Source organism: Enterobacter sp. 2VL (assembly GCF_005503595.1).
GTDB classification, from domain to species: Bacteria; Pseudomonadota; Gammaproteobacteria; order Enterobacterales; family Enterobacteriaceae; genus Enterobacter; species Enterobacter cancerogenus.
Genome location: NZ_SCNE01000001.1, coordinates 670748 through 690242, shown reverse-complemented (window position 1 = coordinate 690242; position 19495 = coordinate 670748). Strand labels below are relative to the sequence as shown.

Sequence of the window (19495 nt, the reverse complement as noted above, 5' to 3'; positions counted from 1 at the left end):
GCGCCGTCATGACAATTATTGAAACGGCATCTGTGCCGCAGGCGCAACAGCAGGAAAGCATTCTGCTGGACGTCAAAGATCTCCGCGTGACGTTTAACACGCCAGACGGCGATGTTACCGCTGTAAACGATCTGAACTTCAGCCTGCGGGCCGGTGAAACCCTCGGTATTGTGGGCGAGTCCGGTTCAGGTAAATCGCAAACGGCGTTTGCGCTGATGGGCCTGCTGGCGCAAAACGGGCGTATCGGAGGGTCTGCCACCTTCAACGGAAAAGAGATCCTCAACCTGCCGGAGCATCAGCTGAACAGGCTGCGCGCCGAGCAAATCTCAATGATTTTCCAGGACCCAATGACCTCCCTGAACCCGTATATGCGCGTGGGCGAGCAACTGATGGAAGTGCTGATGCTGCATAAAGGGCTGGGTAAAGCGGAAGCGTTTGAGGAGTCCGTAAAAATGCTCGATGCGGTAAAAATGCCGGAAGCGCGCAAGCGCATGCGCATGTTCCCGCACGAGTTCTCCGGCGGCATGCGCCAGCGCGTAATGATCGCCATGGCGCTGCTGTGCAGGCCCAAGCTGCTGATTGCCGATGAGCCCACTACCGCGCTGGACGTGACCGTTCAGGCGCAGATCATGACCCTGCTGAATGAGCTTAAGCGCGAATTTAACACCGCCATTATCATGATCACCCACGATTTGGGCGTCGTCGCGGGCATCTGCGATAAAGTGCTGGTGATGTACGCCGGGCGGACTATGGAGTATGGCAAGGCGCGAGACGTGTTCTACCAGCCTGCCCATCCGTATTCGATTGGCCTGCTGAACGCCGTTCCGCGTCTTGATGCGGAAGGGGAGTCTCTGCTGACCATTCCAGGCAACCCGCCGAACCTGCTGCGTTTACCGAAAGGTTGTCCGTTCCAGCCGCGCTGCCCGCACGCAATGGAAATCTGTAACAGCGCGCCGCCGCTGGAAGCGTTTGCCCCGGGCCGACTGCGCGCCTGCTATAAGCCGCTGGAGGAACTGGTATGAACGCCATAGATGAAAAAAGAAACGTGCTGCTCGAAATCGCCGATCTCAAGGTTCATTTCGATATCAAAGATGGCAAACAGTGGTTCTGGCAGCCCTCTAAAACCCTTAAGGCGGTTGATGGCGTAACGCTTCGTCTCTATGAAGGGGAAACGCTGGGCGTGGTGGGTGAGTCCGGCTGCGGCAAATCCACCTTTGCGCGCGCGATTATCGGCCTGGTGAAAGCGACAGACGGCAAAGTAGCGTGGCTGGGCAAAGATCTGCTGGGCATGAAGCCGGATGAATGGCGCGCGGTACGCAGCGACATCCAGATGATTTTCCAGGATCCGCTGGCATCGCTGAACCCGCGTATGACCATCGGGGAGATCATCGCCGAGCCGCTGCGCACTTACCATCCTAAGATGTCGCGTCAGGAAGCGCGCGACCGCGTCAAGGCAATGATGATGAAGGTGGGTCTGCTGCCTAACCTCATCAACCGCTATCCGCACGAGTTCTCCGGCGGCCAGTGCCAGCGTATCGGCATTGCGCGTGCGCTGATCCTCGAACCGAAGCTGATTATCTGCGATGAGCCTGTCTCCGCGCTGGACGTGTCCATCCAGGCACAGGTGGTGAACCTGCTGCAAAAGCTGCAGCGTGAAATGGGCCTGTCGCTGATTTTCATCGCGCATGACCTGGCGGTCGTGAAGCACATCTCCGACCGCGTACTGGTGATGTACCTGGGTCATGCCGTTGAGCTAGGCACGTACGATGAGGTGTACCATAACCCGTTGCACCCGTACACCAAAGCGCTGATGTCCGCGGTGCCTGTTCCGGATCCCGATCTGGAAAAGAATAAAACCATCCAGCTTCTGGAGGGTGAACTGCCGTCGCCCATTAACCCGCCATCGGGCTGCGTTTTCCGTACGCGCTGTCCTATTGCCGGGCCGGAATGTGCAAAAACGAGACCGGTTCTGGAAGGCAGTTTCCGACATGCGGTTTCCTGCCTGAAAGTAGACCCGTTATAATCGCAAGGGCTGACATGATGTCAGCCCTTATTATTTGCGAGGTTAATGTGTCGCGATTATTCACGTCGGCCCGTCAGCGGCTGTATCACCTGTTATTCGATCCCCATACGGTGTCCGGGCGGCGCTTTGAGGGGCTGTGCGGATTATTTGCGCTGATAAGCGTGATCATTATCTTTGTCGAATCCGGCGCCGGAACGCAATATCACCTGACCTTTGATGAATGGCACGTCTTTGTCTGGCTGGAACTGATCGTCACCCTGGTCTTTACCCTTGAGTTTATTTTACGCGTCGCCTGCTGGCCTAATCCGGCAAAATACGTTTTCAGCTTCTGGGGCTTTATTGATTTAGCCACCATCCTGCCACTGTACGTTATGTGGCTCTGGCCGGAAATCAGCCTGAACTATGTGTTTGCCTGGCGAGCCATGCGCGCCATTCGCGTGCTGCGTATTTTAAAACTGCTGCGGTTTATGCCGTCGCTGAGGGTATTTTGGGTGGCGATCGTCAGCGCGCGACATCAGCTCATTCTCTTTTATTCGTTTATTGCGATCGTGATGATTGTCTTTGGATCGCTGATGTATTTAATTGAGGGGCCAAAATACGGCTTCACCACGTTGAATGCGTCGGTGTATTGGGCCATCGTGACGGTCACCACCGTGGGTTACGGCGATATTACCCCGCACACGCCGCTGGGGCGCATTGTGGCATCGGTGCTTATTCTGATTGGCTATTCGGTGATTGCGATCCCGACGGGGCTTATTACCACGCACATGAGCAGCGCATTTCAAAGTCGCCAGCAGCAGAGGAAATGCCCGAATTGTCAGCAGGGGAATCATGAACACAGCGCACGGTATTGTCACCGCTGTGGAAGTCACTTACCGGAGTAAATAAAAAAGGCTGCCAATTGCAGCCTTTTTTATCACTCGCGCCACAAAATATGGCACAGCTTGTGGTCTTTCTCGCGACAGAGCAGTACGCGGGCGAAGATATCGTTAATTTCACCGCCATCTTCATCGGCAAGACCAATCACCACCTCGGCGAAGAAATCCGGATTGAGATCGAAATCAACATGTTCCGCCCAGTCTTCGGCCGGGTCGAACAACTCGGCGCCGCCGCGCTCTTCAAACTGCAGATTAAAGAGGATCACGTCGGCCGGGTCGAGATTAGCCACCGCCAGTTCGAGAAAAATGTCATAGGCCTGCTCGAGCGTTTCGTCTTCGGTCAGGCGATTATTCAGATCCATTTCCATGATGACTACCTGTTTAACATCGTTGGGCACGTTTTACAGCAACGGACTAAAGAAGTAAAACAGTCGTTCGGCAATTCGCTGCCACAACGGACGTTTCACCCACAGCCTGGCGTCCAGCAGGCGCGAGCGCGAGATGTAATCATCCTGAACCGCCGCCAGATCGCCGCCAAAACCGGCGTCATCAATCACCAGAGTGATCTCAAAGTTGAGCCACAGGCTGCGCATATCGAGGTTCACGGTTCCCACGAGACTCAGTTCGCCATCAACCAGCACGCTCTTGGTATGTAACAATCCGCCTTCAAACTGATAGATTTTCACGCCTGCGGCAAGCAGTTCGCTGAAGAACGCGCGGCTTGCCCAGCCCACCAGCAGCGAGTCATTCTTTCGCGGCATAATAATGCTGACGTCCACGCCACGCTGCGCGGCGGTACAGATTGCATGCAGCAGATCGTCACTCGGGACGAAGTAGGGGGTCGTCATGATCAAATACTCACGTGCGGAATAGGCCGCGGTGAGCAGCGCCTGATGGATCAGATCCTCCGGAAAACCCGGGCCAGACGCGATGGTGTGGATGGTGTGGCCGCTGGCCTCTTCGAACGGCATGATATTGCCGTCTGGCGGTGGCGGCAGGATGCGTTTGCCGGTCTCAATTTCCCAGTCACAGGAGTAAACGATGCCCATCGACGTCGCCACCGGGCCTTCCATACGCGCCATCAGGTCGATCCACTGTCCGACCCCGGAATCTTGTTTGAAGAAGCGGGGGTCAACCATGTTCATGCTGCCGGTATAGGCAATATAGTTATCAATCAGGATCATCTTACGGTGCTGGCGCAGATCCATGCGTCGCAGGAAAACACGCAGCAGGTTAACCTTGAGCGCCTCCACCACTTCGATACCCGCATTGCGCATCATACCGGCCCAGGGGCTGCGGAAAAACGCGACGCTCCCTGCGGAGTCGAGCATAAGGCGGCAGTGGATCCCACGACGCGCGGCCGCCATCAGCGACTCGGCAACCTGGTCCGCCATCCCGCCCGGCTGCCAGATGTAAAACACCATCTCGATGTTGTGGCGCGCAAGCTGAATGTCACGGATCAGCGCCTGCATCACATCATCGGAGGTGGTCATCAGCTGCAGCTGGTTTCCCTTTACACCGCCGATCCCCTGACGCCGCTCGCACAGCTGAAACAGCGATGCCGCGACGCTGCTATTTTCTTCCGCAAAGATATGTTTGCAGGCTTTGAGATCGTTTAGCCACTTTGCTGTCGATGGCCACATCGCGCGGGCGCGCTCTGCACGCCGTTTACCCAAATGGAGTTCGCCAAAAGAGAGATAGGCGATGATGCCCACCAGCGGCAGAATATAGATAATCAGAAGCCAGGCCATGGCAGAGGGTACGGCTCTGCGCTTCATCAGGATACGTAATGTCACCCCCGCGATTAACAGCCAGTATCCCAGAATGACCAGCCAACTCACCACGGTGTAGAAGGTTGTCATAGTTAAAAAATCCTTTTGAAAGCGTATTGTTATGAGTGTACGCATCAGGATTCATCTGGCAAATAAAAACGGCAGATAAAAGCGCTGGTTTGCCGCCAGGTTGGGTTTATAATGGCCTTTCTTATAAAGAAAGAGTTGTAGACATGAAGCGCAGTAGAAATGAAGTAGGGCGCTGGCGCATGTTGCGACAGGTGAGTCGTCGTAAGGCTCGTTGGCTGGAAGCACAATCCCGCCGCAATATGCGTATTCACGCCATCAGGAAATGTGGGCTTAGCCGACACCGTAATGCATTAGTGTTCGCGGTCCAGGACATCTGATCCCCACAGGGCACCGTCACGGTGCCCACAATGCCGCCAAAATCTATCATTATTTGCAGTCCCCGACAGAGCGCTTCAGCGGTATACTTTGCGCGCCTAATCTTATGAAATTACCAGAATGAATCCCTATTTGTGGGTCTTTATTGTGCTTTTAGCGCTGGACGCGTTCAGGGAAGAATTACAGCTGCCGACATTCTCTTCGCTGGCAGTATATATATACGCCTGGGCCACGCAGTGGATTGTTTAAAAGGAAAATGGAATGAACGGAAAACATATCGCGTTATTTCTCGGGATTGCGCTACTCGGCGGGTGTGCGAATACAAAAACGTCACCCGAACGCCATGCGTATTATTTCGTCTCGCATAAATCCAGTTTTGTCGGGGGCAACTACACCTCGAGCGTTTCACAAAATTACCGACTGAACGTACCACAGTTCCGTGAACTGTATGCCCGCGGCAAAGCGGACCGCGCCGCAGGCCGGACACAGGAGGAAGCGGCTGCCTATGCGCAGAGTATCCGCGACCAGCTTAAACAAGATGCGAGCACCGATCACTCGTTCAACGGCAACGCCAGTGACAAATGGACCTCCGGGATGGAGGAAAAAGACGCCATACTGTTCGGCAATGAACTGGCCGCGTCTTATCTTGATGGCTATAACGGCGTACAATAGCCGGGCGTTTTGGGAATATCGTCGTTGCAGCGATATTCTCGTCATTTTAAGCAAAAGGAGGGAGAGGTGTTTGCGGAGTTTGGTGTACTGAATTTTTGGACGTACGTGGTCGGCGCTTTTTTTATTGTTCTGGTTCCAGGTCCGAATACCTTGTTTGTGCTGAAAACAGGGATTGGCCACGGTGTTAAAAAAGGTTATCTGGCCGCCACCGGCGTATTTGTCGGCGACGCGGTACTGATGTTCCTGGCCTGGGCAGGCGTCGCTGCGCTTATCCAGACGACGCCGGTGTTATTCAATATTGTTCGTTATCTGGGCGCATTTTATCTGTTGTGGCTCGGGGGAAAAATACTCTGGTCAGTGGCTACCCGGAAAAATGACGGCGAACAGAGCGGTACAGAACCCGCCAGCATGATCATGAAACGCTCGCTGGTGTTAAGCCTGACGAACCCAAAAGCGATTCTGTTCTACGTCTCGTTTTTTGTGCAGTTCATTGATGTGCGGGCTGAAAACACAGGCACCTCTTTCCTGATCCTTGCTACAACGCTCGAGCTTATCAGCTTTATGTATATGAGCTTCCTGATCTTCTCCGGCGCGTTTGTCACGCGCTACCTGAAAACCAAAAAGAAACTGGCGACGCTGGGAAATGGTTTGATAGGGCTGCTGTTTGTGGGCTTTGCGGCGAGGCTGGCATCACTACACTGAGTAAAATCAGTCGAAAAAAGGCTCCTGATGGAGCCTTTCTTATATCAAAATACTTTCTTGTATGGCCGCACGGTCACCTTTGCATACACGCCCGCCGCGACATACGGATCCGCGTCTGCCCAGGCCTGCGCGGCTTCCAGTGATTCGAATTCAGCAATGACCGTCGAGCCTGAAAAACCCGCCGCACCCGGATCGTTGCTGTCTACGGCAGGCATTGGGCCTGCGGTCAATAATTTGCCTTCATCCTGAAGCAGCTGCAGCCGCGCCAGGTGCGCAGGACGTACAGAAAGGCGTTTTTCCAGGGAGTCGGCGTTATCTTCGGCGTAAATCACATAAAGCACGGGGGTAGCTCCTTAACCAGTAAAAGTGTCAATTACGTTATGTGAAAGGGCAACTGACTGCAATGTAAAGATAAAAACAATGTTAATACCCTGATCTGAGTGCGCTTTTTTTAGGGTTTCTTGCGCTTAAATGGCCCCGCATCAAAGTGACTTGTTGAATATGATTGCTATTTGCATTTAAAATCGAGGTCCGGTTTTTAAACGTTGATGATTATGACTTCGATGACCCTAGATTTACCTCGCCGCTTTCCATGGCCGACGCTGCTTTCCGTGGTTATCCACGGCGCTGTCGTGGCGGGTCTGCTCTATACCTCGGTTCATCAGGTTATTGAAATGCCAGCGCCCGCGCAGCCTATTTCTGTGACCATGGTATCGCCTGCGGATCTTGAGCCGCCGCAGGTTGCGCCACCGCCACAGCCCGTCGCTGAGCCAGAACCGGAGCCAGAGCCTGAACCCGTTCCGGAGCCGCCGAAAGAAGCGCCCGTGGTGATCCACAAGCCGGAGCCAAAACCCAAACCTAAACCGAAGCCAAAGCCGGTGAAGAAGGTGGAAGAGCGGCCGAAACGTGAAACGCGTCCGGTTGAGCCACGCGCAACGCAGACGGTCGAAAACGCTGCGCCGTCGCGACCGCTAATGAATAGCGCGCCTGCAGCGGCAAAACCAACGGTATCCGCGCCTGCGGGGCCTCGCGCCCTCAGCCGTAACCAACCGCAATATCCGGCGCGCGCGCAGGCCCTGCGTATTGAAGGGCGTGTGCGGGTCAAATTTGACGTAACCTCTGATGGCCGCGTCGAGAACGTAGAGGTCCTGTCTGCACAGCCTTCTAATATGTTCGAGCGTGAGGTGAAGTCAGCCATGAGAAAATGGCGTTATGAAGCCGGCAAGCCGGGTCGTGGGTTGATTGTGAATATTGTGTTCCGCCTGAACGGCGGGGCACAGATGGAATAAAAGAAAAAGCCTCCGGACCGGAGGCTTTTTTTGTCTGAATATCAGGCCTGCGGCAGTGGACGGGGTTTGCCCGCGTTATCTACCGCCACGTAGATAAACAGCGCTTCCGTCGCCTTATAACGCTGCCCAATCGGCTCAGAAGAGACTTTTTTCACCCACACTTCAATATTGATAGAAATAGACGTATTGCCGCGCTTAACACAGCGCGCGTAACAGCAGACAACGTCACCCACAGCCACTGGTCGAAGGAAGGTCATGCCGTCTACCCGGACGGTTACAACCCGCCCGTGTGCAATCTCTTTTGCCAGAATCGCGCCGCCCATATCCATTTGCGACATAAGCCAGCCGCCAAAAATATCGCCGTTAGCATTGGTGTCTGCGGGCATTGCCAGCGTGCGCAATACCAGTTCGCCCTGAGGGGCGTCATTTTTTGTCATTGTTTTTACTCGTAACTGAAGACTTCAGGCGGGATGCTACTATGATTTCGGGCTGGAGAGAATAGACCGGAGCGCATGTAATTTGCGCTCCGGTAATGTTTATCAGTGCTTCTCGTCCTGAGGCATATGACGATAGATATACACCCCGCTTAACAGGGTGAAGATCAGCGTTAACGCCGTCAGGCCAAAGACCTTGAAATTGACCCAAATATTCTGTGGCAGCCAGAAGGCGATATAGATATTGGCGAGGCCACATAAAATAAAGAACACCGCCCAGGCGATATTCAGGCGGGACCAGACGTGCTGCGGCAGCGTCAGCTCTTTACCCAGCATACGCTGGATCAGCGGCTTTTTCATAATCCACTGGCTAATCAGCAATGCACCAGCGAACAGGCCATAAATGACGGTCACCTTCCATTTGATAAACTCATCATTATGGAAGAACAGGGTTAATCCGCCAAAGACCGCGACCAGGACAAACGTCACCAGCGCCATTTTTTCAACTTTGCGATAGCGAACCCAGCTGTAAATCAGCACGATGGCTGTGGCGATAATCAGTGCCGTGGTGGCAGCATAGATGTCGTACAGCTTATAAAAGGCAAAAAAGACAACCAGCGGTAAAAAATCCAGAAACTGCTTCATTCTACAATCCCATCCTCTGAGTGGGGCCAGACACAGCGATGTGCCCGGCCATCAGGACTACTGACGAATTAACATATACAGGCGGAACAGGTAGACCAGCAGCACGGCTGAAATCAGGTTGCTCAGCGTATTAGCGACTACCGCACCCACATTGGGCGTTAATACGGCAAAGTTCGGCGCAAACAGCAGTAACAGCGTTTTAGCAAGCAGCCAGCCGATAACGGCCGGTGCGACCAGGCGCATATTCGACCAGGCCAGTCGGATGCTGCTGCGCATCGCGGTGAAGATCCCCATTTTGTCCTGGACCACCATCACCGGCGCGAAGGAGAGCACGATAGCCAGCAGCACGCCCGGTACCACGATCAGCATAATCCCCATCTGTACCAGCAGGGTGGTCAGAAAAATAAGGATAAACAGTTTCGGAAGAACAGGGGCGCTGGCACCGATGGCGCGCAGGGCGCTGATGCGTTGTCCGGCTGACACCAGCTGGATCATCAGCAGCACACCACCTGCGAGGATAGCATTGCCAATCAGGCCCGAGAAGGTGGACGCAGCCGATGCCCGCAGCAGGATTTGCTGCTGTTCAGGCGTCATGTTCTGCACCAGGTCAAACAGCCCTACGCTCCCTGCAAGGTTATCCCCCTGGCTGAGGCTGGCAATTTGTTCATCACTGGGTGAGAACGCATGACCCAGCACCACCGTGATAAAAGCGCACAACAACGCAATCAGTAAAAAGGTAATGAACTGATAGCGGAAAAAATTTCCCGTGTCACGGTAGACAGACTTCGCCGTGATAGACATGCACTCTCCTTGAGTATTGCAGGTGTTAATTAGCCGGCAATTGTACACCGGATAACGCCGCTGTGGCAGCATCAAGGGGTGTATGGAAAAGCATATCTTTGTAAAGCAGCGGTAAGAGTCAACTTTCCCGTCTTCAACGCCAGAATCTGCTCCCTCTCGTTTAGCGATGCTTAATGACATTTACCTGACCTGCAAATCCTTGAAATTTGATGTAGATACGCATTTACCCTCCAGAATTGCCCTTAAAAATTAACCCAGATCAATGAATGTTAAAGTATTGGTTTTAATGTGATCTGTGTTAGATCACTTATTACTTATTTGTGAGTATATTCACCACCGCTATGAAAACCACAACGATGGAGCGGATATGAAAAAATTAGCGGTGGCAGCCCTTATCTTAAGCAGTCTCTCTGGCGGCGCGTACGCGCACGAAGCAGGCGAATTCTTTATACGAGCCGGTTCAGCAACGGCCCGTCCAACCGAAGGATCGGATAACGTTCTGGGTCTGGGGGGCTTTAACGTCAGCAACAACACCCAGCTGGGCTTAACGTTCACCTATATGGCAACGGATAACATTGGCGTTGAATTACTGGCGGCCACGCCTTTCCGCCATCGCGTGGGGACGGGGCCAACCGGGGATATCGCTACGGTGCACCATTTGCCGCCTACGCTGATGGCGCAGTGGTATTTTGGTGACTCAAACAGCAAGGTGCGCCCGTATATCGGGGCAGGCGTGAACTACACCACCTTCTTTGATGAGAAATTTAACGATACCGGGAAAGCGGCAGGGCTTTCCGATCTCAGCCTGAAGGATTCCTGGGGCGTGGCGGGGCAGGTGGGGCTTGATTATCTGATTAACCGCGACTGGCTGATTAACGCCTCGGTCTGGTATATGGATATCGATACCGATGTTCGTTTCAAGGCCGGGGGTGAACAGCAGAGCATCAGCACTCGCCTCGATCCATGGGTGTTTATGTTCTCGGCGGGTTATCGCTTCTGATGCACGCGTTCAGCTGGCCGCGGCGCGGCCAGCCTCTTCAGAATGAGGGATAGACGGGTCGTTCATCCAGCTTAGCGCAGCGTTTAAGGCGCGTTTCGCCGTCATATAAATAGCTGAATGCATCGCTGGAGATGGAATGGAACAGAATATCACCGTTCGCAAACGGAATAATTTCGGTATCGCCGGAGCGCTTGTGACCAGCCCCGGTTTCAAAATTTCCCTGCCATTTTTCCTGCGTATGATCATAGACATGGAGGATAACCTCGACCAGCCCCCTGTCCGGGCAATTTAGACGTAAAAGCGTGGAAGAGAAATTGAGAGACGAAGCGTGACATGACACAAATAAAGAAATAAACAAAAGCGTTCTAAAAAACATTAACCCATTAAAGCCTTACTCAAACCAGACTTAAGATTTTACTTAAGTCAAGCCACTTAACTTTGCCCTCGATCAACAAGACTTAATTTTCAACGTGATAGCGATTGTCACTGGCGGATGGCGTTTGAAAAAAGACGATATATCCCTGTTGCCCCGATAATTCATGTAGTCTGGTTACTCCACATAGCTGGCTGGAGGGGATATCCCCGACATAAAATTTGAATGTCCGGTTTGTGCGGGTAAACGCTTTTATTTTACCAGGTTTAACCCGTCAGAAAACCAACCTCACGGTGCAGTCTGTTCCGTTTGCTCGACGCGACTCACCACGCATTCATGCCTACCTAAGCTCAAACGACGGCGCTGGCCTAAGCCCGTTAGCTGAATAAAGGCCTCGCCGAGGCCTTTTTAGATTGTGGTTTATTTCTGAATTAAATAACGAATAGTCGGACCATCCTGCTGAATATCCAGTACGGTATACCCGTGGTTTTTGGCATCCAGAGGGATGTTATTGATCGACTGAGGACAATCGCTTACCACTTCCAGAATCTCACCTTTTTTGAGCTGTGGCAGCGCTTCGAGTGTGGCGACGGCCGGATAAGGGCAAGGCTCGCCGACCATATCGAGGCGATAGTCAGGCACGATATCCTTCATGCGATATTCTCCTGTGTTTTAGTGCTGACAGAGCTGCGGCGGAAGAAGCGTTTTTCCTGCGCCACGACGAGTAAAAATGCGATTAACAGCAGGGCGTAGGTCACTAACAGGCCGCCGAGCGGGCCAAACGTCGCGAGCAGATTAACCTTATCCCAGTTGGTCGCCAGCACCGGGGAGAGGTCATCCCAGAAATACGCCAGAATCGTTGAGCCAATCACGTTACCCAGACCGACCCACCAGTAATGCACCTGACCTTCCACAGCCCGGTACATCCAGCCCGTTTCGCAGCCCCCGGCCAGCACAATACCAAAGCCAAACAGCAGGCCGCCAATCACGGCGTTTGGACCTGCCCACATGATTTTTGGCTCAACGCCAAGCTGCACATAGCTGAAGATGCCAATGGCGCTCACCGCCATCCCGGCGATAATCGCTTTTGCCATCATCGTGCGACCAGTGATCCACATATCGCGAAACGCGCTGGTAAAGCAGATCTGAGCGCGTTCAATCAGCAGCCCAAAGCCGACGCCGAACAGCATTGCCAGCCCCAGTTTCGGCTGGTTTAACGCGGTGCAAAGTGCCCATGCAACCATCGCGAAAAAGACCAACATCCCAAGGCGGAAGCGACGACGGGCCTGGGCGGGCTTTTGCGTCAGCGGCGATGCCGCGCCCACTTTGACCATCTTCACGGGAATACGAAACAGCGGGAGCAGGGTGAATTTAGCGCCAAAGTACGAGCCTATGGCCGTCGCCACGGCAAAGAACCAGGCGTGCAGAGAAAACTGAGGAATACCGGTAAAGAACGCGGCAAGATTACAGCCCATCGCCAGCCGTGCGCCAAACCCGGCAATGATCCCGCCGATAACGGCCTGCATAATACGAATGCGGCTTTTTGGCATGCGGATCTTAACGTTGTTTGCCCACAGCGCTGCCGCAAAACAGCCGCCGAACATACCGATAATCATCATCCCGTCGATGCGGGTCAGCGGCGTGCCGTCCAGATGAATCAGTTTGAAGTAGCCCCACTCTTCGGCATGCACCCCGGCCAGCTGTAACAGCTGTCCACCCCAGCGGGTAAACTCGCCAGTGACTGCCCAGAAGGTGCCGGTAATGCCAAAATAGTAAGTCGAAAGGATACCGGCTGCGATAACTGCCGGAACGGGTGACCAGAACTTAACCAGGTAAGTCTGCTTGAATTGCTGCCATGTCATGAAGATGCCTCTGAACTCAGAAGGTGTATGTGAAAACAACGGCCCGGAATATATACCTTTTTTCCTTTGTCCAAAACCTCTGCAAAACGTTCCTCAACTATTCCTCGCTTTTTTATGACCTTCATCATTAATCCGCGCTGATGATGTCCTGGTCCGCTTTGTGCCAAAAGCGGACGTTCACGTCCGTTCTTGAAATATTGACCCGATAATTCAGCGTTAAATTCTCCGGTTAATACGCAACGCATCCACAACGAGTGAAAACGCTGGGGAAGGCTGTTTACGGCTGGGATAATAAAGATAGTAGCCGGGAAAAGGACGGCACCATTCTTCAAGCACGCGGATCAGTTTTCCTTCCTGCAGATGTGTGCCGAACTCCTCTTCAGGTAAAAAGGCAATGCCCAGTCCGGCAAGAGCTGCGTCAACGACGTGTTCCGATGTGTTAAACGTCAGTTGCCCTTCAACCCGAACGTGAAATTTACCGTTTTCCTGCTCAAACTCCCAGGCGTAAATTTTCCCCGATTGAACCATGCGCTCATTAATACAGCAGTGTTGCATCAGATCGCGTGGCGTCTGAGGGGCGGCGCACCGGGCGAAATACTCAGGGGAAGCTACAGCCGCCATGCGCAGTTTCGGGCCAATGGGTACGGCTATCATATCTTTGTCGATAGTGTCTCCGAGCCGCACGCCGGCATCAAAACGATCCGCAACGATATCCCGGAACCCGTGGTTGGCATCAAACTCAATATGAATATCAGGATATTCGCGTAAAAGTGGTGTCAGCTTTGGCAGCAGCGTGGTCTTCAGAACATTAGGTCCACATGTAATACGGACGGTCCCCGCAGGTTTATCACGCAGTGCCGTCAGCATGTCCAGCTCGGCTTCAATCTCATCAATACGATGTCCCACAGACTGCAGCAGTCGTTCCCCGGCAGCCGTCACTGACACACTGCGCGTGGTCCTTGTCAGCAGGCGGATTTGCATCCGTTCTTCCAGCCCGGAAATCGCCTGGCTCAGTGCGGGCTGGGTCACGCCGAGCTGGGCGGCAGCGCGCGTAAAGCTGCCCTCACGCGCCACGGTGACGAAAGAGAGTAAGTCGTTGAGATTGCGTCTGGCCATGCTCGTTTCCGGTCCATTTATAAATTTTACTTATAAGGGTATTAAGTATTCATTAGCTAGTTAACCCGCTGCATATTGGTAACAATAATGCGATGAAAAAGTCAACGCTAACCCTTATGCAAAACGCTTACTGCAGAACATCACTGCTGCTCATTGCCGGCCTGCTTTTCATCACGCAGTCCGCTATGGCGGGTGACAACGACCGGAGAGTGGCGCAGGAGACGCTTATGAAAATTGAGATCATTGTGGAGGGAGAAACCGCCATCGCCACCCTCTTTGATACGCCGACAGGCCGGGACTTTGCGTCTTTGCTTCCCCTCAGCCTGACGCTGGAAGACTATGCCGATATTGAGCGTATAAGCGACCTGCCGCGCAGGCTTTCCACAGTGCAGGCTCCGGACGGTATGACGCCGGAAGCCGGAGATATCACTTACTACGCACCCTGGGGCAACCTGGCGATTTTTGCCCGGGGCAGGGATTACGCCCGTTCACTGATCCCGTTAGGGAAGGTGGATTCCGGACTGCCGGTCCTGCAGCGCCACGGACCTCTTGCGGTGCAGATCAGGGTCGCCAACTGACCCACAGCATCTTCCGCACCGCGATTATCCCTCTTATCACCGTCCCGCCCCGTATGCCGTTTCAGCTCTTCCTGCAGTGCTGAAGGCTTCGCGGCGCAGACTTCATGTTATCTACTGAAAAGAAATCCCTGAATGAGTAATAAGACCGACGAGAACAGAAAAAAAACCACCGGAAGCGGGAAACAGCCTGCGCACTGGAGTGGTGTCTTTGCCATGACGCTGTGCGTCTTCGCCCTGATCGCCTCCGAATTTATGCCGGTCAGCCTGCTGACACCGATGGCGCAGACCCTTCGTGTCACCGAAGGCATGGCCGGACAGGGCATCGCCATTTCCGGGGCATTTGCAGTGGTAACCAGCCTGTTTATTTCCGTGCTGGCAGGCACGCTTAACCGGAAAACGCTGCTGCTCGGCCTGACCTGCATTATGGCAATTTCCGGTGCCGTTATTGCGATGGCACCCAATTACCTGACCTATATGGCGGGCAGAGCCCTGATTGGCATTGTGGTCGGCGGGTTCTGGTCAATGTCGGCCGCGACGGCAATGCGTCTGGTCCCGGTGCATCGTGTTCCGCTGGCGCTGGCTATTTTCAACAGCGGCAATGCTCTCGCTACCGTCGTGGCTGCCCCTCTGGGCAGCTGGCTCGGATCGGTTGTTGGCTGGCGGGGCGCCTTCTTCTGCCTGGTGCCGGTCGCCATCATAGCGTTTGTCTGGCAATTACTCAGTCTGCCTTCCATGTCGGTCACCCGTCAGGCGGCGGCTTCCCGCAACGTTTTCACGCTGTTTCGTCGCCGGGTGGTCACGCTGGGCATGCTGGGTGTGGGGATCTTCTTTATGGGGCAATTCACGCTATTTACCTACATCAGGCCTTTCCTTGAGACGGTGACGCGGGTGGATGACGCAACGGTGACCCTGGTCCTGCTGGTTATTGGTGTCGCGGGTTTCATCGGCACTACGCTGATTGGCCGGGTGTTAAAACGCGGGTTCTACCCGACCCTGATGGCCATCCCGGTACTGATGGCCATCACCGCGCTGGCACTGATTGCCTTCGGCAGTCAGGTAGCCATCGTGACGGCGCTGCTTGGGCTGTGGGGGCTGATTTCCACTGCCGCACCGGTGGGATGGTGGGCATGGGTTCCGCGTACCTTCCCGCAGAATGCCGAAGCGGGCGGCGGACTGATGGTGGCGATGGTGCAGCTGTCCATTGCTCTCGGTTCGACGGTGGGCGGCCTGCTTTTCGACCATCACGGCTACCAGAGCACCTTCCTGGCCAGCGCCGCGATGCTGATTATCGCAACCGTACTGATCTTTCTGACCTCGCGGTCAGACACTTCTGCCGCAGACCATTCATAAACCCAGGAGTAACGCCATGACAGTTAAAGCTTACGGTGCCCATGCGGGCACACTGCCGCTGGAGCCGATGGATATCACCCGTCGCGCCCCCGGTGCCCATGATGTGCAGATTGATATCGCGTACTGCGGTGTCTGCCATTCGGATATCCACCAGGTACGCGCTGAATGGGCCGGGACGCTCTATCCGTGCGTGCCGGGACATGAAATTGTCGGTCGTGTAGTGGCCGTTGGCGATCACGTCTCCGGTTTTTGTGCAGGGGACCTGGTGGGGGTCGGCTGCATTGTCGACAGCTGCCGCCACTGCAGTGACTGTGACGACGGACTGGAGAACTACTGCGACCATATGACGGGGACATATAATTTCCCGACGCCGGATGCGCCGGGCCACACGCTGGGCGGATATTCGCAGCAGATTGTGGTGCATGAACGCTACGTCCTGCGCGTTACTCACCCGGAAGCGCAGCTGGCCGCCGTGGCACCGCTGCTGTGCGCGGGGATCACAACGTACTCACCGCTGCGTCACTGGCAGGCGGGCCCCGGCAAAAAGGTCGGAGTGGTCGGTATCGGTGGACTGGGGCATATGGGGATCAAGCTTGCGCACGCCATGGGCGCGCATGTCGTGGCCTTTACCACGTCTGAGTCAAAACGTGACGCCGCCAGAGCGCTTGGTGCAGATGAGGTGGTGGTCTCCCGTCATGCCAGCGAAATGGAAGCCCATGCAAAGAGCTTCGATTTTATCCTCAACACCGTTGCTGCGCCGCATAACCTCGACGTGTTCACTGCGCTGCTGAAACGCGATGGCACGATGACCCTGGTGGGTGCGCCGGCCACGCCGCATGGCTCGCCAGAAGTGTTCAGCCTTATCATGAAGCGCAGATCGATTGCCGGGTCGATGATTGGCGGCATTCCTGAAACGCAGGAGATGCTCGATTTCTGCGCCCAACACGGCATTGTCGCCGACATTGAGCTTATCTGCGCCGACCAGATTAACGATGCCTATGAGCGCATGCTCAGGGGCGATGTGCATTACCGGTTTGTCATTGATAACGCCACCCTGGCTTAATGATAAGGAGACCATCATGAAAAAATTTACGTTAGCGCTGGGGCTGTTGATCAGTGCATTTGCTTCCTCTGCGGCGGATATGTCCCGTGGGGCCGATAATTTTTATAAAAGCGATAAGGTGACGCAGCAAAAAGTCACCTTTAAAAACCAGTATCAGATGGCCGTGGTCGGCAACCTGTTTATCCCGAAAAAGATGAACCAGAATACCCGACACCCGGCGATCGTCGTTGGTCACCCGATGGGAGCCGTAAAGGAACAGAGTTCGAATCTCTATGCGCAGAAGCTGGCGGAGCAGGGGTTTGTCACGCTGGCTATCGATCTCTCTTTCTGGGGAGAAAGCGAGGGCAAACCGGGGCACCTGATTTCACCGGAAATCTACACAGATGATTTCAGCGCTGCGGTTGATTATCTGAGCACACAGCCGTTTGTCGATCCGGATAACGTCGGTGTGCTGGGTATCTGCGGCAGCGGAAGTTTTGTTATCAGTGCCGCCAAGATTGACCCGCGTATGAAAGCCATTGCCACCGTCAGCATGTATGACATGGGGGCTGCATTTCGCAACGGCCTCAACCATTCCCAGACGCCGGAACAACGAAAGGCCTTTATCCGGTCAGCCACAGAGCAGCGTTTAGCAGAGTTTCAGGGAGGCGAGACGGCCTACATTCCCGGTACCGTGAATACACTGGACGCTTCAACGCCTGATATTCAGCGCGAGTTCTTTGATTTCTACCGCACCGAACGCGGCGGCTACACCCCACAGGGTCAGAAAGAAGAACTGACGACGAAACCGATGCTGAGCAGTATTGGCAAGTTTATGAACTTCTATCCGTTCAACGATATTGAAACCATCTCTCCGCGCCCGATGCTGTTTATTACCGGCGATCAGGCACATTCAAAAGAGTTCAGCGAGGACGCTTTCAAACGCGCCGGTCAGTCTAAAGAACTGTACATCGTACCGGGCGCAGGGCATGTCGATCTGTATGACCGTACCGACGTAATCCCTTTTGGCAAGCTGACAGACTTTTTCCGTAAGAATCTGCAATAACACGTTCAGTTAAGGAGCATTTGACATGAACTACAAACATCTGGGGCGTACCGGTCTGCGGGTGAGCCGCATCGGTCTCGGTACCATGAATTTCGGTGAGCTGACGGATGAGTCGGCCAGCTTCAGGATCATGGATGAAGCCGTGGATGCAGGTATCAACTTTTTCGATACCGCTGACGTCTATGGCGGGCCGCAGTCGCCGGATATGGCAAAGGGTTACGGAACATCCGAAGAAATCATCGGTAACTGGTTAGCGCGCAGTGGTCAGCGTGACCGGGTAGTGCTGGCCACGAAAGTTTACCAGCCGATGGACACGGGTCCGAACGACAAATACCTGTCTGCCTACCATATCCGCCGGGCCTGTGAGGCCAGCCTGAAAAGGCTGAAAACGGACCATATCGATCTCTATCAGATGCACCATATCGATCGGAACACGCCCTGGGAGGAGATCTGGCAGGCGATGGAACAGCTCATCCGTGAGGGTAAAATCAGCTACGTGGGCAGCAGTAACTTTGCTGGCTGGGATATTGCCACTGCACAGTGCAAGGCTGACGCGCGCAACCTGCTGGGGCTGGCATCGGAACAGAGCCTGTACAATCTGACCCAGCGCACAGTTGAGCTGGAGGTCATTCCGGCGCTGCGTCATTACGGCATTGGCCTGATCCCGTGGAGCCCGGTCGGGATGGGGATGCTGGGTGGCGTGCTGAAAAAAATTGCCGGTGGCCGCCGGGCATCACCGCAGTTGCAGGCACAAATCAACCGCCTGCGGCCACAACTGGAGGCCTGGGAAACACTGTGTGATGAGCTGGGGGAAACACCATCAGACGTCGCGCTGGCCTGGCTGCTGCAGAACCCTGTGGTTAGCGCCGTGCTCAGTGGTCCGCGTACAGTTGAACAGCTCCGCCAGAATCTCAATGCCCTGACGCTGTCTCTTTCAGACGATACGCTCAAAAGGCTGGATACCATCTGGCCGGGGCCAGGCGGAGAGGCACCTGAAGCTTACGCGTGGTAAAAGGTTATCAGTGTTAACAATTACCGGCCTTCGGGTCGGTAATTACATTATTTCGGCGAAATTTATTTATTACCTGAAGATGTTGTACTTTTCATCAATTCTTGGATGACCGCTTTTCGCTCATAGCAGACGTTTAGCCCGGTTAGCTTGTCCGCTGCGTACCAGGAGCGGACATTTAAGCCCGTTCCGTGAATGAGGTGCTGAGTCAGTCTTCAAGTAGGTTAATTATCAAATCGAGTGGGAAGATGATTTCATTGGTTTGTCTGAGCTATTCTACGCTCCACCAGTAGCGATCGCGCATAACTGCTTTTCGTGGTTACTCCAACCTGAGCGGTCAATATCTGACTTATCTGCATTTATAATAAAGAAACGTTCTTCAGCAAGAATATTCTCACCACTGGGCAGCATCATCGGGAAGGTTCTTGAGGCTATTTGTGGGCCTACCGTTTTTCTTGCATCTGTATGTCTAACCCAG

25 protein-coding genes and 2 pseudogenes are annotated in these 19495 nt (G+C 54.2%); 16 read left to right on the top strand and 11 right to left on the bottom strand.

The genetic code is table 11. The features are described 5' to 3' along the window. Positions 1-8 precede the first annotated feature (8 nt). Genes FFS28_RS03240 through FFS28_RS03230 form a run of 3 tightly spaced genes read left to right on the top strand, consistent with a single transcriptional unit; the run spans position 9 to position 2907 of the window. A complete protein-coding gene (locus tag FFS28_RS03240) occupies positions 9-1022 on the top strand; it encodes an ABC transporter ATP-binding protein (RefSeq protein ID WP_137848750.1) in 1014 nt (337 codons plus the stop codon). Then, on the top strand, positions 1019-2023 hold the full coding sequence (oppF, locus tag FFS28_RS03235; protein WP_006175824.1) for a murein tripeptide/oligopeptide ABC transporter ATP-binding protein OppF: 1005 nt from the start codon (positions 1019-1021) through the stop codon (positions 2021-2023). The genes FFS28_RS03240 and oppF overlap by 4 nt, the downstream gene beginning before the upstream one ends. 14 nt (positions 2024-2037) lie before the next feature. After that, complete coding sequence (locus tag FFS28_RS03230) at positions 2038-2907, top strand: ion transporter (RefSeq protein WP_171007373.1); 870 nt, start codon at positions 2038-2040, stop codon at positions 2905-2907. Between the two features lie 32 nt (positions 2908-2939). On the opposite strand, the gene FFS28_RS03225 is transcribed toward FFS28_RS03230, so the two are convergent. Both FFS28_RS03225 and cls read right to left on the bottom strand, forming a co-directional pair. After that, entirely contained in the window at positions 2940-3269 is a 330-nt protein-coding gene (locus tag FFS28_RS03225; protein WP_137848748.1) for an HI1450 family dsDNA-mimic protein, read from the bottom strand. Between the two features lie 33 nt (positions 3270-3302). Beyond that, entirely contained in the window at positions 3303-4763 is a 1461-nt protein-coding gene (cls, locus tag FFS28_RS03220; RefSeq protein WP_137848747.1) for a cardiolipin synthase, read from the bottom strand. A 143-nt stretch (positions 4764-4906) separates the two neighbouring features. On the opposite strand from cls, the gene FFS28_RS03215 reads away from it, so the two are divergent. From FFS28_RS03215 to leuE, 4 genes are all read left to right on the top strand, one after another. Further along, positions 4907-5080, top strand: a complete 174-nt coding sequence (locus FFS28_RS03215) for a YciY family protein (RefSeq protein ID WP_137848746.1) — start codon at positions 4907-4909, stop codon at positions 5078-5080. Between the two features lie 118 nt (positions 5081-5198). After that, the gene (locus FFS28_RS21930) at positions 5199-5327 is read left to right on the top strand and encodes a KPN_01571 family protein (protein WP_212743965.1); all 129 of its coding nucleotides are present in this window, start codon (positions 5199-5201) and stop codon (positions 5325-5327) included. 12 nt (positions 5328-5339) lie between these two features. Next, complete coding sequence (locus FFS28_RS03210; protein WP_137848745.1) at positions 5340-5750, top strand: Exc2 family lipoprotein; 411 nt, start codon at positions 5340-5342, stop codon at positions 5748-5750. A gap of 66 nt (positions 5751-5816) precedes the next feature. Further along, complete coding sequence (gene leuE, locus FFS28_RS03205) at positions 5817-6452, top strand: leucine efflux protein LeuE (protein ID WP_137848744.1); 636 nt, start codon at positions 5817-5819, stop codon at positions 6450-6452. 44 nt (positions 6453-6496) lie between these two features. Here leuE and FFS28_RS03200 read toward each other — a convergent pair whose 3' ends face one another. Further along, entirely contained in the window at positions 6497-6793 is a 297-nt protein-coding gene (locus FFS28_RS03200) for a YciI family protein (RefSeq protein ID WP_058610417.1), read from the bottom strand. 222 nt (positions 6794-7015) lie between these two features. Here FFS28_RS03200 and tonB point away from each other — a divergent pair, with 222 nt between their 5' ends. Then, entirely contained in the window at positions 7016-7741 is a 726-nt protein-coding gene (gene tonB / locus FFS28_RS03195; protein WP_058610418.1) for a TonB system transport protein TonB, read from the top strand. Between the two features lie 41 nt (positions 7742-7782). Here the strand turns inward: tonB and yciA are convergent, their stop codons facing one another. The 4 genes and pseudogenes from yciA to FFS28_RS03175 all read right to left on the bottom strand — a co-directional run. Further along, positions 7783-8178, bottom strand: coding sequence for an acyl-CoA thioester hydrolase YciA (yciA, locus tag FFS28_RS03190; protein WP_006175758.1), 396 nt, complete (start codon positions 8176-8178; stop codon positions 7783-7785). A gap of 102 nt (positions 8179-8280) precedes the next feature. Next, positions 8281-8820: a septation protein A gene (locus FFS28_RS03185; RefSeq protein WP_006175757.1), complete on the bottom strand. Its 540-nt coding sequence runs from the start codon at positions 8818-8820 to the stop codon at positions 8281-8283. A gap of 57 nt (positions 8821-8877) precedes the next feature. Continuing rightward, entirely contained in the window at positions 8878-9621 is a 744-nt protein-coding gene (locus FFS28_RS03180) for a YciC family protein (RefSeq protein WP_137848743.1), read from the bottom strand. Between the two features lie 25 nt (positions 9622-9646). Beyond that, positions 9647-9736: pseudogene (locus FFS28_RS03175) on the bottom strand (YkgJ family cysteine cluster protein); the annotation flags it as partial. Between the two features lie 252 nt (positions 9737-9988). Here FFS28_RS03175 and ompW point away from each other — a divergent pair. From ompW to ymcF, 3 genes are all read left to right on the top strand, one after another. Continuing rightward, complete coding sequence (gene ompW, locus FFS28_RS03170; protein WP_137848742.1) at positions 9989-10621, top strand: outer membrane protein OmpW; 633 nt, start codon at positions 9989-9991, stop codon at positions 10619-10621. Positions 10622-10757: 136 nt separating this feature from the next. Continuing rightward, a complete protein-coding gene (locus FFS28_RS21670; RefSeq protein WP_171007372.1) occupies positions 10758-10913 on the top strand; it encodes a hypothetical protein in 156 nt (51 codons plus the stop codon). A gap of 271 nt (positions 10914-11184) precedes the next feature. Beyond that, positions 11185-11379 carry a cold shock small protein YmcF gene (gene ymcF, locus FFS28_RS21925; protein WP_502704962.1) on the top strand — a complete coding sequence of 65 codons (195 nt, stop codon included), beginning with the start codon at positions 11185-11187 and terminating at the stop codon, positions 11377-11379. Positions 11380-11414: 35 nt separating this feature from the next. Here ymcF and yedF read toward each other — a convergent pair whose 3' ends face one another. From yedF to FFS28_RS03150, 3 genes are all read right to left on the bottom strand, one after another. Continuing rightward, on the bottom strand, positions 11415-11648 hold the full coding sequence (yedF, locus tag FFS28_RS03160; protein ID WP_006175744.1) for a sulfurtransferase-like selenium metabolism protein YedF: 234 nt from the start codon (positions 11646-11648) through the stop codon (positions 11415-11417). Further along, the gene (gene yedE, locus FFS28_RS03155) at positions 11645-12856 is read right to left on the bottom strand and encodes a selenium metabolism membrane protein YedE/FdhT (protein WP_137848740.1); all 1212 of its coding nucleotides are present in this window, start codon (positions 12854-12856) and stop codon (positions 11645-11647) included. The genes yedF and yedE overlap by 4 nt, the downstream gene beginning before the upstream one ends. A gap of 216 nt (positions 12857-13072) precedes the next feature. After that, a complete protein-coding gene (locus FFS28_RS03150; RefSeq protein ID WP_137848739.1) occupies positions 13073-13972 on the bottom strand; it encodes a LysR family transcriptional regulator in 900 nt (299 codons plus the stop codon). Positions 13973-14199: 227 nt separating this feature from the next. Here FFS28_RS03150 and FFS28_RS03145 point away from each other — a divergent pair, with 227 nt between their 5' ends. The 5 genes from FFS28_RS03145 to FFS28_RS03125 all read left to right on the top strand — a co-directional run bounded on the left by FFS28_RS03145 (position 14200) and on the right by FFS28_RS03125 (position 19020). Further along, on the top strand, positions 14200-14550 hold the full coding sequence (locus tag FFS28_RS03145) for a cyclophilin-like fold protein (protein ID WP_137848738.1): 351 nt from the start codon (positions 14200-14202) through the stop codon (positions 14548-14550). Between the two features lie 132 nt (positions 14551-14682). Beyond that, positions 14683-15900: an MFS transporter gene (locus FFS28_RS03140; protein ID WP_137848737.1), complete on the top strand. Its 1218-nt coding sequence runs from the start codon at positions 14683-14685 to the stop codon at positions 15898-15900. A 16-nt stretch (positions 15901-15916) separates the two neighbouring features. Next, the gene (locus tag FFS28_RS03135) at positions 15917-16963 is read left to right on the top strand and encodes an NAD(P)-dependent alcohol dehydrogenase (RefSeq protein WP_137848736.1); all 1047 of its coding nucleotides are present in this window, start codon (positions 15917-15919) and stop codon (positions 16961-16963) included. A 16-nt stretch (positions 16964-16979) separates the two neighbouring features. Continuing rightward, a complete protein-coding gene (locus FFS28_RS03130) occupies positions 16980-18008 on the top strand; it encodes an alpha/beta hydrolase (RefSeq protein ID WP_137848735.1) in 1029 nt (342 codons plus the stop codon). A gap of 25 nt (positions 18009-18033) precedes the next feature. Continuing rightward, entirely contained in the window at positions 18034-19020 is a 987-nt protein-coding gene (locus FFS28_RS03125) for an aldo/keto reductase (RefSeq protein WP_040171884.1), read from the top strand. Positions 19021-19225: 205 nt separating this feature from the next. On the opposite strand, the pseudogene FFS28_RS03120 reads toward FFS28_RS03125, so the two are convergent. After that, a pseudogene (locus tag FFS28_RS03120) lies at positions 19226-19473 on the bottom strand (NUDIX hydrolase); the annotation flags it as partial. Positions 19474-19495 lie beyond the last annotated feature (22 nt).

Coding starts and splice junctions, on each gene's coding strand:
- FFS28_RS03240 (WP_137848750.1), top strand. CDS start 9: ATGACAATTATTGAAACGGCATCTGTGCCGCAGGCGCAACAGCAGGAA.
- oppF (WP_006175824.1), top strand. CDS start 1,019: ATGAACGCCATAGATGAAAAAAGAAACGTGCTGCTCGAAATCGCCGAT.
- FFS28_RS03230 (WP_171007373.1), top strand. CDS start 2,038: ATGATGTCAGCCCTTATTATTTGCGAGGTTAATGTGTCGCGATTATTC.
- FFS28_RS03225 (WP_137848748.1), bottom strand. CDS start 3,269: ATGGAAATGGATCTGAATAATCGCCTGACCGAAGACGAAACGCTCGAG.
- cls (WP_137848747.1), bottom strand. CDS start 4,763: ATGACAACCTTCTACACCGTGGTGAGTTGGCTGGTCATTCTGGGATAC.
- FFS28_RS03215 (WP_137848746.1), top strand. CDS start 4,907: ATGAAGCGCAGTAGAAATGAAGTAGGGCGCTGGCGCATGTTGCGACAG.
- FFS28_RS21930 (WP_212743965.1), top strand. CDS start 5,199: ATGAATCCCTATTTGTGGGTCTTTATTGTGCTTTTAGCGCTGGACGCG.
- FFS28_RS03210 (WP_137848745.1), top strand. CDS start 5,340: ATGAACGGAAAACATATCGCGTTATTTCTCGGGATTGCGCTACTCGGC.
- tonB (WP_058610418.1), top strand. CDS start 7,016: ATGACCCTAGATTTACCTCGCCGCTTTCCATGGCCGACGCTGCTTTCC.
- yciA (WP_006175758.1), bottom strand. CDS start 8,178: ATGACAAAAAATGACGCCCCTCAGGGCGAACTGGTATTGCGCACGCTG.
- FFS28_RS03185 (WP_006175757.1), bottom strand. CDS start 8,820: ATGAAGCAGTTTCTGGATTTTTTACCGCTGGTTGTCTTTTTTGCCTTT.
- FFS28_RS03180 (WP_137848743.1), bottom strand. CDS start 9,621: ATGTCTATCACGGCGAAGTCTGTCTACCGTGACACGGGAAATTTTTTC.
- ompW (WP_137848742.1), top strand. CDS start 9,989: ATGAAAAAATTAGCGGTGGCAGCCCTTATCTTAAGCAGTCTCTCTGGC.
- FFS28_RS21670 (WP_171007372.1), top strand. CDS start 10,758: ATGGAACAGAATATCACCGTTCGCAAACGGAATAATTTCGGTATCGCC.
- yedF (WP_006175744.1), bottom strand. CDS start 11,648: ATGAAGGATATCGTGCCTGACTATCGCCTCGATATGGTCGGCGAGCCT.
- yedE (WP_137848740.1), bottom strand. CDS start 12,856: ATGACATGGCAGCAATTCAAGCAGACTTACCTGGTTAAGTTCTGGTCA.
- FFS28_RS03150 (WP_137848739.1), bottom strand. CDS start 13,972: ATGGCCAGACGCAATCTCAACGACTTACTCTCTTTCGTCACCGTGGCG.
- FFS28_RS03145 (WP_137848738.1), top strand. CDS start 14,200: ATGAAAATTGAGATCATTGTGGAGGGAGAAACCGCCATCGCCACCCTC.
- FFS28_RS03140 (WP_137848737.1), top strand. CDS start 14,683: ATGAGTAATAAGACCGACGAGAACAGAAAAAAAACCACCGGAAGCGGG.
- FFS28_RS03135 (WP_137848736.1), top strand. CDS start 15,917: ATGACAGTTAAAGCTTACGGTGCCCATGCGGGCACACTGCCGCTGGAG.
- FFS28_RS03130 (WP_137848735.1), top strand. CDS start 16,980: ATGAAAAAATTTACGTTAGCGCTGGGGCTGTTGATCAGTGCATTTGCT.
- FFS28_RS03125 (WP_040171884.1), top strand. CDS start 18,034: ATGAACTACAAACATCTGGGGCGTACCGGTCTGCGGGTGAGCCGCATC.